This is a genomic window from Thalassospira sp. SM2505, assembly GCF_054901115.1.
Genome location: NZ_CM142731.1, coordinates 3,847,272 through 3,858,423, shown reverse-complemented (window position 1 = coordinate 3,858,423; position 11,152 = coordinate 3,847,272). Strand labels below are relative to the sequence as shown.

Sequence of the window (11,152 nt, the reverse complement as noted above, 5' to 3'; positions counted from 1 at the left end):
TTCTTTTGTTCTTCGGCGTGATCTTGTCACGGGATATCGGGCATTTGGGCGCGCGGGCGCATCCAGGCGGGCACAAGATTCAAGACCAGTGCGCAGCCAACCATGATCGTGACCCCGCCTGCGAACTGCATGGCGGAAAGCTTTTCATCAAGTACGGTGGCACCAACAAATACCGCGATCACCGTCACCAGAAACTCCACACTGATAGCCCGTGTCGGGCCAATGGATGCGACCAGTCGGAAATAGACGATATAGGTGCAAACACTCATCAGTACGGCCGCGATGATCAGATACATGTAGTCTTCTGCGACCGGTGTGCGTTCAAGCGGTACGGCAAGGATCAGTGGCAAGGTCATCAATCCGCCAGTCAGAAATGCGCCGATGGTGGTTTCCCAATTGCCCGTTTCGCGCAAGTGACGGCTGGCATAGTTGCTGCCAAAGGCGGCGCAGAATGCAGCTAGGACGGATGCCACACATCCCAGTGCAAATTCGGTCGTAACCGGAACAGCTGGAAAACCAACCAGAAGCACTATGCCGCCAATACCCAGAACAAGACCGGCAAAGCTTTGACGGGTGGCGCGTTCAAGGCCCCAAAGCTGGCTGATGATCATGGAAAACAGTGGAATGGCGGCAACAAAGATCGCCGCCATGGCGGTTCCGATCCGCGGGGCCGCATAAGACAGCCCGATCAATTGTCCGGCAACCGTGGTTGCCCCGACAATGGCAAACGGACGCCAGCCAGCCGCGAAATCCAGCTTCCGACGAAACAGGCGGGCCAACAGATAAAGCGATCCGGCGGCGATCAAAGCGCGGAACGTGACAGCGCCCACCCAGCCAAAGGCTTCAACGATTTTGATAACAACAAGGAATGAAAATCCCCACACGATGGCAAGGAACAGGTAACGGGCAATATCCCCGAATTTCATTTGGTCGACGTCCGGCGTTGGGGCACCTTCATCCGTCAGGGATGTGGCGCGACATTTTGAAAGACCGGGGACGTGTCATGGTGGTGGCGCAGGCCCCGAAGTTGCGGCAGGTCACCGCGACGCGATGGTGCGTGGGGCAATGGATTTGGTCAAGCGCGAAAAGACATCATGATGTCGTATTTCTAGATATAGCCAAATGACCGCAGCCGTCCTATCCTGACGAACAGCAAATCAGAATCGCTTGATAGAATGTAAAAGGTGTCGCTGAAATCGTGACGATTTGTTTGGGCCGCCATAGCCGGGAAAGCGGACGCCCTGCGACAAACAAGGTGACGCCAAATCACAAACGCGGTTTCGAACGAAACTGTGTTTTTGCAGCATACACTTTGCTCGGGCTGGTTTTGTCACTGGCTTCTATGTCACCGGTTCAGGCTGATCAGGTTTGTCTGCGTATTGCATTGCCGGAAATTCACGTCGATGACCAGAAACTGGAACTGTATCGTCGGGTGATGGAAGAGGCCGGTCTGTGTGTTCGTCCCGTCGCATTGCCACAAATAAGGGCATTTTCCGAGATCCGTTCCGGGGAAATTGATGGTGTGTTTGCCGCGCGGGATGATCTTCACGAACAGTTTGACGTGCCGATGGTGCATGGTGAGGTCGTTCTTGGCAGGCTTAAAGGTTTTCTGGTCGTAAGCAACGGCCCGATAGCTGGCATCCAGGATCTGAACAACGAGGTTCTTGGCGTGCCGTTGGGCGCGACCTGGCCAGAGAAGCTTATTGCGAACTATCCGAATGTTGTCAAAGTCCCCAAAGGGGCAGATATGCTAAAGCAGATGCTTCAAGAAGGGCGGATTGATGCCATGTTGCTTGACGCCTATTCGCTGGAAATCTCTGGGGGTGTTCCCGACGGGTTTAAGGCTGTCCCTGTTGACGAGTTCTTTGTTTATAGCTGGCTGAAAGCAGAATTTGCCTATTTGATGCCCCGGTTTGACATGGCAACTGCGAATTATCTTCGGATCGTAAATCCCTAGGCTGCGACGGTACGAAGCCATGTGATGTGCGCGATGTCCTGACTGGATATTTTAAATCCACGGTGGTGATTTAGATTTCTTGCATGTTTGTTTCGTTTTTATCTATAGTTGAATCCGGTTGGCGGTAACATTCCGCCGACAAGACCAAAAAAGAATACGAACAGGTCCGGTACTCAGTAAATGAAGACCGGAAAACAGGCGAGAAACAGTACATGAACAAGGTTCGATAAATGAACCTGTCGTGATGCTGGCTTGGGGGTAAGAATGGCGAAACGCACGTCGACCGGGATCGCACGATCCTGCATGGTGGCTATTATTTTTATCGTGGCCTTGTTGCTATCATTTGAATTGCTACCGTCTGCGCAGGCAGATGGGATTGATGCGCCAGCATCCTTCGTGACCGTGTCAGAACATAATTGATTCCGACAGGTATCCGGCGCAATTACAATGGCTTTACCTTCCCGGTTCTGCCATACAGACAATCATATATGTGCCGTCGGCACCAAGGGCATGTGAACACCGACAACCAGAACAACTGAATTCCTTGCCTGATACGGAGCTGATCTGCTAAGTGCCTGATCCAAAGTGATTGAAAAGGTTGAGACCGGAGTTGCGTCGTTGCCGTTATCGTCCGTTGCCCGGGTTTTTCTGGCCTCGTTAGTATGCTTGACCTTTATGTCGTCAGCACAGGCGCGTAACTGTCTGTCTTTATCTTCACCAAACGACTATCTTGGCTTGAAAGTCGGCGAAGAGCTTGAACATCTTTTTGCCCTGCAGAGTCCCTGTTTCATTGTCAGTTACAATCCGGCTGCCAGATCGGCACAAATGCTGCTTGATGGTGAAGTGGATGGTGAATTACTTCGGATAGAAGGGTTCGAGCCATACAAGACAGCAGACATGGTTATGGTGCCGGTTCCCCTGATCATCGGTGAGGCCATTCTTGTCACCCGTGATTTCAAGGTGTCAGCGATTGAAGATATCTCTCAGGCTACTCTCGGGATACGTCGCGGCACAGAATGGTCAGATAGTTTGTCGCAAGGCCATGAAAACACGATCACTGTGCCGAGCTACGAATTGATGGTCGAGATGTTCAAAAAGGGTCGTATTGATGCCTTTCTGATCGATGATCTGAACCTTCGCGAATACAGGGATACACTCGCCGGGATGAACAAGGTCGTCCTGAAACAGAGCGGTGCCTATATCTGGCTTTCCAAAGAACATGAAAACCTGGTGCCGGACGTCGCCCGTATTCTGCGTGAATTTTACGCCCAAGGACATTCATTCGCAGGCCTGTAAGCCCGGATATTCCTTACATTTCCGGTGTGCGTGTGGATTGAGGATCAGCTTCAATCGCCTGATTTGAGCCCAGATGGGTGATGTCGATCGGGGCGTTCTGGTTCTGATTGGCGTAAACGCGCCCAAAGAAATCCGACAGCTGCTTGGCGACATCTTCGGGATGGCTGACCTGATGCAGGGTGAAGGTATGCCCGATCCGGTCGGTGATATGCAGATCACCATAATCAAAGATATTGCCGACAACACTTTTGCTGATGCGGGTGGATTTGATCGCCTCAAACCCGCGATCATCCTGATCTTTGCGCAAAACACCGCTGCGCGTGACAATCCGGTTATTGGTAATGACGCGTTCAAAAAAGAACAGATCACGGATCGCGGTCAGGGGCAAAAGCAGGCTGTCTTTTGCGGCCCGTGTTGAAACACCAAGGACGCGGCGCAGGATGCTCCAGACAATCGAAATGGCTGCCAGGATCAAACCGATCAGGGCAAAGGAAAAGACGAATTCATATTCCTCCCAGATCCGGTCAAGGGCGGCAAATGCCTCGGGCCCGGTCAGAAGGCTCCGGAATTCCGGCATCAGGAAATTGTAAATTTCACGCCAGTGATAGGACGCATAGATCAGGGCGGCAATCCAGATGATCTTGATCAAACCGGGGACGAGAACCGACACCGCCGATATCGGCAAATCCATGATCACGACTTCACCGTCATGAAGGTATCGGCGAATTCCCTTGAACGGTTTACCGTTGCTGTCTTTTTGTCGGGCCTTGGTCATGCTTGGATCCTTAAATGCGTGATTTCATGAACATACGATGCATGCAGAAATTCGCAAGAAGTTGCGACCGCGATGCCGTTAGCCCCGATAATTCAGATTGCAAACGCCCCCAAATTTGCGCTTATGGATAGCTGGCCCCCAACGCCCGAAGCCGGTCAAAAGTCCGGTATGATATCAATGACAGGAAACGCGCCCCATGATCCCCCTGTTTGGTGAGGCAGCCGCCTTTACCGCCGCCCTGTGCTGGGCAACATCAAGCATGATCTTTTCCAATATTGGCGGCAAGGCCGGGGCCCAGACGGTCAATCGCGGGCGGTTGGCCTGTTCGATTTTCTGTCTGACGGTTTTGCATTTGCTGCTTGAAGGATCCCCCTGGCCTGCGGCCGTAAGTTGGGAACAGCTTGGCTGGCTCAGCCTGTCTTCCATTGTCGGGCTTGTGATCGGGGACGCCATGCTGTTTCAGGCCTTTGTCCTGATCGGGGCAAGGCTTTCGATGTTGTTGATGTCGACCGTACCGATCATGGGGGCAGTTCTGGCATGGTTGCTGTTTGACGAAACCCTGCGCCCGATTGAAATCGCGGGCATCGCCTTTGGCGTCAGTGGTGTTCTGATTGTTATTCTTGGTAAAAAGGGGCGACCTGTCGGCCTCGGCGGGCGCAACTATGTTCTGGGGATTTTGTTCGGGCTTGGCGGGGCGATCGGGCAGGTCGCCAATCTGATCACCGCGAAATATGCATTGATTGATGGCTATTCCGCCTTGTCAGCGACCTGGATCAGAACGCTGGTTGCCGTCATTGTCATGTGGGGCATTGCCATCCTTTTGGGTCGGGTGCGACGGACCGTTACTGCCTGTATTGCACCTGATGTTGGCAAGTGGTTGCTGCTTGGGGCGTTAATCGGACCTGCTATCGGGGTGTGGCTGTCGATGGCGGCTGTTCAGAATGCCAATGTCGGGATTGCCTCGACATTGATGGCTTTGCCGCCAGTCTTGCTGATCGTCTATGAAGGACTGGTCATGCGCAAGCCGGTCGGCTGGCAGGCCGTTGCTGGAACCTGCCTTGCCTTTGCCGGTGTTGCACTATTGTTCATGCACTGACAGTTTTTTCCAGGCATGTTGGCGCCAGATCAGCAAGCCGCCAAACAGGTTGGCCAAAAGGCTTAACCCGAACAGGATATCTGCCCAAAGGGGCAGGTCAAACAGCGCAGAGGTGCCTTGCATTGCATTGGATGATGCATGTTCGGTTTGTTCGGGGTTCGGTGCGCTGTCCGGCTGATGGCTTAGTTGCACGACATGCCCCATGCCGTCAGCGACCTTTAAGTGCCATTTTCCGGCGGGACCGTCCGTTTCTGAGGCGGGGTCTACGGCAAAGGCGAAATGGCCCGTCCGGTCTGTACGCGCCTTTTGCCAGATTTTCCCGTCCGGAGCGGTAATAACAATTTCGGCAAAAGCCATCGGGCTTCCGTCGGTATAGCCAAAGCGATAGCGAACCGTCGTATCGCTATCGACCAGCTGCCATCCAGCCCCATGGGCAAAAGCATCTTCTGGTCCGGCAAAAAGCAGGACCAGAAGAACTGGCAGCCATCGAAGAGGGCGTGCGAACATTATTCCTGACCATCCACATAGAAGCTCAGCGTGGCACGCAGGTTGTGAACCCGAACATCTTCTTGCGGGTCGGAAACGTCGGCTGCGACACGTACAACCCAAAGACCCGGTGACGAAATGCGGACTTTGGCAATTGCACTGCCGTGCTCGTCGGTGAGTGTTTCACTGTAATAGGCCCAGGATGACGGGGTATCGGTGAACCCGGCATAGGTCGCAAGAACAGTTGTCGTTAAAGGGTGGCCATCCAGCAGAATTTGAAACTCGGCATCGGCCCCGATTGCGGTTTTGCGCGGATCGGCAAGCGGCACGATTTCAAGTTTGTCACCAAGTGCTGCGGTGATGAGGTCGTTTTCTTGCGATCCGCCAACCAGGTGTTTGGCGAATTTTTCATACCGCGTTGATGTGATTGCATCGGCATGCTGATCAAGCCTGCCTTCAAGCCAGCCGTCAGGCGTTTGCGACCACACGACCGGAAGGCGATGGCTATGGAGCCAGGCTGATTGATCAGGATAGGTAAAGGACGCCACAAGATTGGGGGCATCGGGGTTTGTGACCACTTCAAGGTCGGTTTTTCCCGCTGGTGTGATCAGTTGGGCGCGCACATGGCTGGTAGCTTCGGCCTCTTCGGGGATGCCGAACTGATGGGTCGAATCCATCGTCAGGACCGCACTGCTGCCGGGGGCGACATCTGTCTGGCTCGTGCGGGCAATGAATTCATGGGCTGCCGCTGCGCTGCCCAAAAGGCATCCGGTCGCACCAATTATCAGGGCGCGTGCGAACTTTGATTGAAACATCTGCTATCCTTTGGGAAATTAGGTCTGTAAAACAGGTGGTATGAATTTTTCAAAATTGTTCATACATGTCAAGACGATGATTCTGAAAGGGAATTGCCATGACCCGCGTGACGGTATCGATTGAAGACGATCTGATGGAGGCCTTTGACGCCTTCCTCGAAGGCCGTGGCTATACCAATCGGTCCGAAGGGTTCCGCGATCTGATTCGGGAAAAGCTTCAGAACACCAAGCTCAGCGAGGATGCTGACGGCGTCGGTATCGCCGTTCTGAATTATGTCTATGACCATGAAGAACGCATGCTGGCATCCCGTCTGATGAGCACCCAGCATGAACACCACAACCTGACGGTCTCGACGGTGCATTTCCACATTGATCACGATACCTGTCTTGAAAGCGTGACCCTGCGTGGTGCGTTATCGGAAATTCGGACCTTCGCCGACAAGGTTCTTGCCCAGCCCGGTGTCCGTCACGGACAGCTTTATACGGTTCCGGGCGAACTGCATGTTGAAACCCATCATCATGGCAATGATCATCATGGTCATGCGCATAAGCATGAACACCTGAAAATCACCAACTAAAGACAGGTTTCTTATCCGGAAATGCTGCACCCCGACCGAATTCTGGTCGGGGTTTTTGATTCTGGCGATAAATTCTGGCATCGAAGAGAAAAAGAACAAACTTGCAACATCCGATTTTTTATGAGAGTGTTCACATTATGTTCTCAAGCGTTCTGCTGACGTGAACAGGGAAAACAGTCTGTCTGGGCAGCAGGTTCTTCAAGCGGTGGCGTTCCGCATTTAGGTCCGGGGAACCGCCTGCGTTGCATCCTACCCGGCCCTGTGGAATAAGAGAGTTCGAGCAATGATTCAGACCGCGCTGCATTTGGTGGATAAGGATACTATGGATAAGCAGAAGGCACTCGAAGCCGCCCTTGGGCAGATCGAACGGGCATTTGGCAAAGGTTCGATCATGAAGCTGGGTCAGCGGGATAGCGCCGTTGACATTTCAGCCATTTCGACCGGTTCACTCGGTCTTGATATCGGTCTTGGGATCGGCGGTTTGCCGCGTGGCCGTATCGTTGAAATTTATGGTCCGGAAAGTTCGGGTAAAACCACGCTGGCCCTGCACACCATTGCCGAGGCGCAAAAACTTGGCGGGACCTGTGCCTTTGTCGATGCGGAACACGCGCTTGACCCGGGCTATGCCCGCAAGCTGGGTGTGAATACCGACGAACTTCTGATCTCGCAGCCTGATGCCGGTGAACAGGCGCTTGAGATTGCCGACACGCTGGTCCGTTCCGGGGCGATTGATGTTCTGGTCGTTGACTCGGTTGCTGCCCTTGTACCGCGTGCCGAGCTTGAAGGCGAGATGGGCGACACCCATGTTGGTCTGCAGGCCCGCCTGATGAGCCAAGCCTTGCGTAAACTGACCAGCTCGGTTTCGCGGTCGAACTGTATGGTGATCTTCATTAACCAGATCCGTATGAAGATCGGTGTGATGTTTGGCAGCCCGGAAACCACCACCGGTGGTAACGCGCTTAAATTCTATGCCTCGGTTCGTCTTGATATCCGCCGTATTGGCCAGATCAAGGATCGTGACGAGGTCGTTGGTAACCAGACCCGCGTCAAGGTCGTCAAAAACAAGATGGCACCGCCCTTCAAGCAGGTCGAATTTGACATCATGTATGGCGAAGGCGTCTCCAAGATGGGCGAAATCCTTGATCTTGGTGTTAAAGCCGGGATTGTCGAGAAGTCGGGTTCATGGTTCTCCTATAACTCGACCCGGATCGGTCAGGGCCGCGAGAATGCCAAGACCTTCCTGCGCGAGAATCCGGAAATGACCCAGGAAATCGAAAAGAGCATTCGCGAGAGTGCCGGTCTGATTGCCGAAAGCATGACCAATATGAGCGAAGATGAACCGGTCAATGACGATTGATCGAGCTGATTTTTCAGCTTAGTTTTCCAAAGGACGGGCCGTGATTGCGGTCCGTCCTTTTGCTTTTGGACGTTAATATAGCTGCCACCGGTCAGGAGCCCCGCCATGATCACCTGCTATCTGAAATATATCATCGACAGCCATAAAATCCCCGAGTTCGAGGAATATGCCAAACGCTGGATTCCCATCGTCAACCGCATGGGCGGCACGCATCATGGCTATTTCCTGCCCCACGAAGGGGCCAGTAACGTCGCCTATGCGCTGTTCAGCTTTCCGAGCCTTGCCGAATATGAAGATTATCGAACCCGTATGGCTGATGACGGGGAATGTCAGGAAGTCCTGAATATGGAAGTTCGGAACCGCTCGATCATTTCCTATGAGCGCAGCTTCATGCGCCCGGTGATGGGCTGACAACGGTAAAAAGGGATACCCTACAGGGTCAGTCAGCTTGTGACTGTTGTTGCCACTGGCTGGGCGTCTTGCCAGTAATGCGCAGAAATTCCCGATTGAAGTTTGACTTGGTGTTAAAGCCACTCGAAAGCATGGCCGTTGTCACATTCTGACCGCGGCCAAGTTCGTTACAGGCATGTTCGATCCGGAATTTATTGATATAGCGCGATACGTTTTCACCGGTCGTGGCGTTGATCGCGGCCGAAATCTGCTTTAGCGGTATACCCATACGCCGCGAAATGCGCGCAAGTGTCAAATCCGGGTCGAGATAAAGCCGCTGCCCCACCAATAAATCCTCAAGCTGGATCATTGTGGATTTGTGTTCTGTGATGTCGACGTTTCGGGGAATGTGGCTGGATGCCGGATTTTCCGGCGGATCGTTTGTATCGATATCAATTGCAATATCCGGGGAAAGACACAGAAAGCCGATGGTGAGCAGAGCCATCGAAGATGTGACACTTAAAATGACACCGACAATCTGATCATTTCCGCCTGTCTTTGCGGCAATGATCATAACGTCACTTATGGCAGAAGCGATTAATGCCAACGCGATGAAACGCCAAACCAGTGATGGTATGTGGCCCGAGGCCAGTCGCATATGTGCAAAATCGCCAGCTTGGCGATGAAGCATGACCAAGATCGCGCATCCATACCCTACAAAAAGACTGCAAAGTACCACATCAATGATTGCAGGCAAAAAAAGCACGCACAGTAAAACAACGGCCGGTACCAGAAAATGCAACCAGTCCCGGCTATGCAGTCGGATACGGATACTGGCTTCGACAAATGCAATCCATGCCAGAGCGGGAATTACCGACGCAGTAACGGGTTGAAGCCACCTTAGACTGGTGAAGCCATAATATTGCACAGTCCCAACCAAAACACTTTGCCCTGCAGACGCAAGCAGGAGCGCCATAAGCATCTTGGGGGTTTTTCCCCCCACGGCCGCGCGGACAAAAAGAAAAACCAGAACCAGGGCAACAATGATTGGGACAGGGAGGACAAGCATCGGACAGTCAGTTCCCGACAAAGGTATCAAAACCGGTTTTGATACGTTCACAAACCCGTTCGAGGACGCAGGAAATTCTAGTTTGCGCCAGAAGGTTCCCACAAGCTTAAACTGCGAACAAGGAACCTGATCATGAAACTTAATTATGTCGTCGTCCTGCTTTCCCATCTTCTGGTGGCGGGTTTGTCCCCATCGTTTGTTCACGCAAAACAGCAATCAGATTACCCCGGATATGATCGGTTCGATGTGCGGGCAGCCCATCGTTCCATGCCATTGGCAGCATCAGTCTGGTACCCGGCTGATACCTTCATTTATCGTGCTCCTGTTGGCGGGAACGTCATCTGGAAAGGTACGGATGCTTATATTGGTGCTGCAATCGCGCCGGGACGCCACCCCCTGATCCTTCTTTCCCACGGTTCAGGAGGAAATATGGACGGACTTGGCTGGCTGTCTTCACAATTGGCTTTGCGCGGGGCGATCGTTGTTGCGCTAAACCATCCAGGTACAACATCGGGGGACTCTTCGCCCCGACGGACGCCATTTGTAGGTGAACGTGCTGAAGATATCAGTGCCACTCTTGATCAGATACTCTCCAATCCGGCTTTTGCCCCGTACATTGATCCTCGGAATATCGCGGCAATCGGGTTTTCTTTAGGGGGGACGACGGTGCTGAGTCTTTCCGGGGTGCAGTTCGATCAGGCGCTTTATGCTCAATATTGTAAAAGACTTGGTGATGCGGCGCAGGATTGTGACTTTTTGCGCAAAGGCGGTGTAGATGTCGATCATTTGCCAAATGACTTCGCCGCTTCGAAGTCGGACGACCGGATCAAACGCATCGTCGCAATCGAACCGGGCATGGGGTTTGCAGCCACGCAGGCCAGCCTGTCGAATGTAAGCAATGCCATATTGTTTGTTGGCCTTGGTGATGAAGACAGGTGGGCGGCTACCGACTTTGGCCCTTCGGGCAGCAATCTGGTTGCACGGATCAAAAACGCATCCTCGGCAATCTTTGCACCGGCAAATCACCTGACGTTTCTTGCGGAATGTGTGCCGGGGGCGGTTGAACTTCTGAAAGAAGAAGGAAGCGATCCAATTTGCTCTGATCCTCCGGGCACAGACCGTGGCCAGATTCATCAAAGGATTGTTACAGCGATTGCTGAATTCCTGAACCTGCCGGGGTCCTGAATTCGGGAAAGCTTCAAGGAAAAAGGAGGACCAATATGTCCTCTTTTTTTTCCCTGCCTCAAAATGATCACGATTGGTCAAGGGGCCCGGAATTAAAAGGGTTGAGGCTGCCTTAATTGTTTCAAATCAGGCAATTGGCGTGAGTTGC

General features: G+C 52.9%; 12 protein-coding genes. 7 read left to right on the top strand and 5 right to left on the bottom strand.

Annotated features, from left to right (window positions below; genetic code table 11):
• Positions 1 to 26 precede the first annotated feature (26 nt).
• Entirely contained in the window at positions 27 to 926 is a 900-nt protein-coding gene (locus ACTU44_RS18135) for a DMT family transporter (RefSeq protein WP_114098509.1), read from the bottom strand.
• A gap of 401 nt (positions 927 to 1,327) precedes the next feature.
• Between ACTU44_RS18135 and ACTU44_RS18130 the strand changes: the two genes are divergently transcribed.
• Together ACTU44_RS18130 and ACTU44_RS18125 are read left to right on the top strand one after the other, a co-directional pair.
• The gene (locus tag ACTU44_RS18130; RefSeq protein ID WP_147251989.1) at positions 1,328 to 1,957 is read left to right on the top strand and encodes a substrate-binding periplasmic protein; all 630 of its coding nucleotides are present in this window, start codon (positions 1,328 to 1,330) and stop codon (positions 1,955 to 1,957) included.
• A gap of 675 nt (positions 1,958 to 2,632) precedes the next feature.
• Positions 2,633 to 3,253 carry a substrate-binding periplasmic protein gene (locus tag ACTU44_RS18125; protein WP_114098511.1) on the top strand — a complete coding sequence of 207 codons (621 nt, stop codon included), beginning with the start codon at positions 2,633 to 2,635 and terminating at the stop codon, positions 3,251 to 3,253.
• Between the two features lie 13 nt (positions 3,254 to 3,266).
• Here the strand turns inward: ACTU44_RS18125 and ACTU44_RS18120 are convergent, their stop codons facing one another.
• Positions 3,267 to 4,028: a PH domain-containing protein gene (locus ACTU44_RS18120; protein WP_114098512.1), complete on the bottom strand. Its 762-nt coding sequence runs from the start codon at positions 4,026 to 4,028 to the stop codon at positions 3,267 to 3,269.
• A gap of 196 nt (positions 4,029 to 4,224) precedes the next feature.
• Here ACTU44_RS18120 and ACTU44_RS18115 point away from each other — a divergent pair, with 196 nt between their 5' ends.
• The gene (locus tag ACTU44_RS18115; RefSeq protein ID WP_114098513.1) at positions 4,225 to 5,124 is read left to right on the top strand and encodes a DMT family transporter; all 900 of its coding nucleotides are present in this window, start codon (positions 4,225 to 4,227) and stop codon (positions 5,122 to 5,124) included.
• Here the strand turns inward: ACTU44_RS18115 and ACTU44_RS18110 are convergent.
• Both ACTU44_RS18110 and ACTU44_RS18105 read right to left on the bottom strand, forming a co-directional pair.
• On the bottom strand, positions 5,107 to 5,631 hold the full coding sequence (locus tag ACTU44_RS18110; RefSeq protein WP_114098514.1) for a carboxypeptidase-like regulatory domain-containing protein: 525 nt from the start codon (positions 5,629 to 5,631) through the stop codon (positions 5,107 to 5,109). The genes ACTU44_RS18115 and ACTU44_RS18110 overlap by 18 nt on opposite strands.
• The gene (locus ACTU44_RS18105) at positions 5,631 to 6,425 is read right to left on the bottom strand and encodes a DUF4198 domain-containing protein (protein ID WP_114098515.1); all 795 of its coding nucleotides are present in this window, start codon (positions 6,423 to 6,425) and stop codon (positions 5,631 to 5,633) included. Before ACTU44_RS18105 ends, ACTU44_RS18110 begins: the two co-directional genes overlap by 1 nt.
• A 98-nt stretch (positions 6,426 to 6,523) precedes the next feature.
• On the opposite strand from ACTU44_RS18105, the gene nikR reads away from it, so the two are divergent.
• From nikR to ACTU44_RS18090, 3 genes are all read left to right on the top strand, one after another.
• On the top strand, positions 6,524 to 7,003 hold the full coding sequence (gene nikR / locus ACTU44_RS18100; protein ID WP_114098516.1) for a nickel-responsive transcriptional regulator NikR: 480 nt from the start codon (positions 6,524 to 6,526) through the stop codon (positions 7,001 to 7,003).
• Positions 7,004 to 7,286: 283 nt separating this feature from the next.
• Positions 7,287 to 8,360: a recombinase RecA gene (gene recA / locus ACTU44_RS18095; protein WP_114098517.1), complete on the top strand. Its 1,074-nt coding sequence runs from the start codon at positions 7,287 to 7,289 to the stop codon at positions 8,358 to 8,360.
• A gap of 105 nt (positions 8,361 to 8,465) precedes the next feature.
• On the top strand, positions 8,466 to 8,771 hold the full coding sequence (locus ACTU44_RS18090; protein WP_114098518.1) for an NIPSNAP family protein: 306 nt from the start codon (positions 8,466 to 8,468) through the stop codon (positions 8,769 to 8,771).
• A 28-nt stretch (positions 8,772 to 8,799) separates the two neighbouring features.
• Here the strand turns inward: ACTU44_RS18090 and ACTU44_RS18085 are convergent, their stop codons facing one another.
• Positions 8,800 to 9,987: a helix-turn-helix domain-containing protein gene (locus ACTU44_RS18085; RefSeq protein WP_258548719.1), complete on the bottom strand. Its 1,188-nt coding sequence runs from the start codon at positions 9,985 to 9,987 to the stop codon at positions 8,800 to 8,802.
• Here ACTU44_RS18085 and ACTU44_RS18080 point away from each other — a divergent pair.
• Positions 9,952 to 11,004: an alpha/beta hydrolase family protein gene (locus tag ACTU44_RS18080; protein WP_114098519.1), complete on the top strand. Its 1,053-nt coding sequence runs from the start codon at positions 9,952 to 9,954 to the stop codon at positions 11,002 to 11,004. The two genes, ACTU44_RS18085 and ACTU44_RS18080, sit on opposite strands and share 36 nt — an antisense overlap.
• Positions 11,005 to 11,152 lie beyond the last annotated feature (148 nt).

Bases quoted from the DNA above. Each gene is read 5' to 3' on its own strand.
- ACTU44_RS18135 (WP_114098509.1), bottom strand. From the start codon at position 926: ATGAAATTCGGGGATATTGCCCGTTACCTGTTCCTTGCCATCGTGTGG.
- ACTU44_RS18125 (WP_114098511.1), top strand. From the start codon at position 2,633: ATGTCGTCAGCACAGGCGCGTAACTGTCTGTCTTTATCTTCACCAAAC.
- ACTU44_RS18120 (WP_114098512.1), bottom strand. From the start codon at position 4,028: ATGACCAAGGCCCGACAAAAAGACAGCAACGGTAAACCGTTCAAGGGA.
- ACTU44_RS18115 (WP_114098513.1), top strand. From the start codon at position 4,225: ATGATCCCCCTGTTTGGTGAGGCAGCCGCCTTTACCGCCGCCCTGTGC.
- ACTU44_RS18110 (WP_114098514.1), bottom strand. From the start codon at position 5,631: ATGTTCGCACGCCCTCTTCGATGGCTGCCAGTTCTTCTGGTCCTGCTT.
- ACTU44_RS18105 (WP_114098515.1), bottom strand. From the start codon at position 6,425: ATGTTTCAATCAAAGTTCGCACGCGCCCTGATAATTGGTGCGACCGGA.
- nikR (WP_114098516.1), top strand. From the start codon at position 6,524: ATGACCCGCGTGACGGTATCGATTGAAGACGATCTGATGGAGGCCTTT.
- recA (WP_114098517.1), top strand. From the start codon at position 7,287: ATGATTCAGACCGCGCTGCATTTGGTGGATAAGGATACTATGGATAAG.
- ACTU44_RS18090 (WP_114098518.1), top strand. From the start codon at position 8,466: ATGATCACCTGCTATCTGAAATATATCATCGACAGCCATAAAATCCCC.
- ACTU44_RS18080 (WP_114098519.1), top strand. From the start codon at position 9,952: ATGAAACTTAATTATGTCGTCGTCCTGCTTTCCCATCTTCTGGTGGCG.
- ACTU44_RS18085 (WP_258548719.1), bottom strand. From the start codon at position 9,987: ATGGGAAAGCAGGACGACGACATAATTAAGTTTCATGATCAGGTTCCT.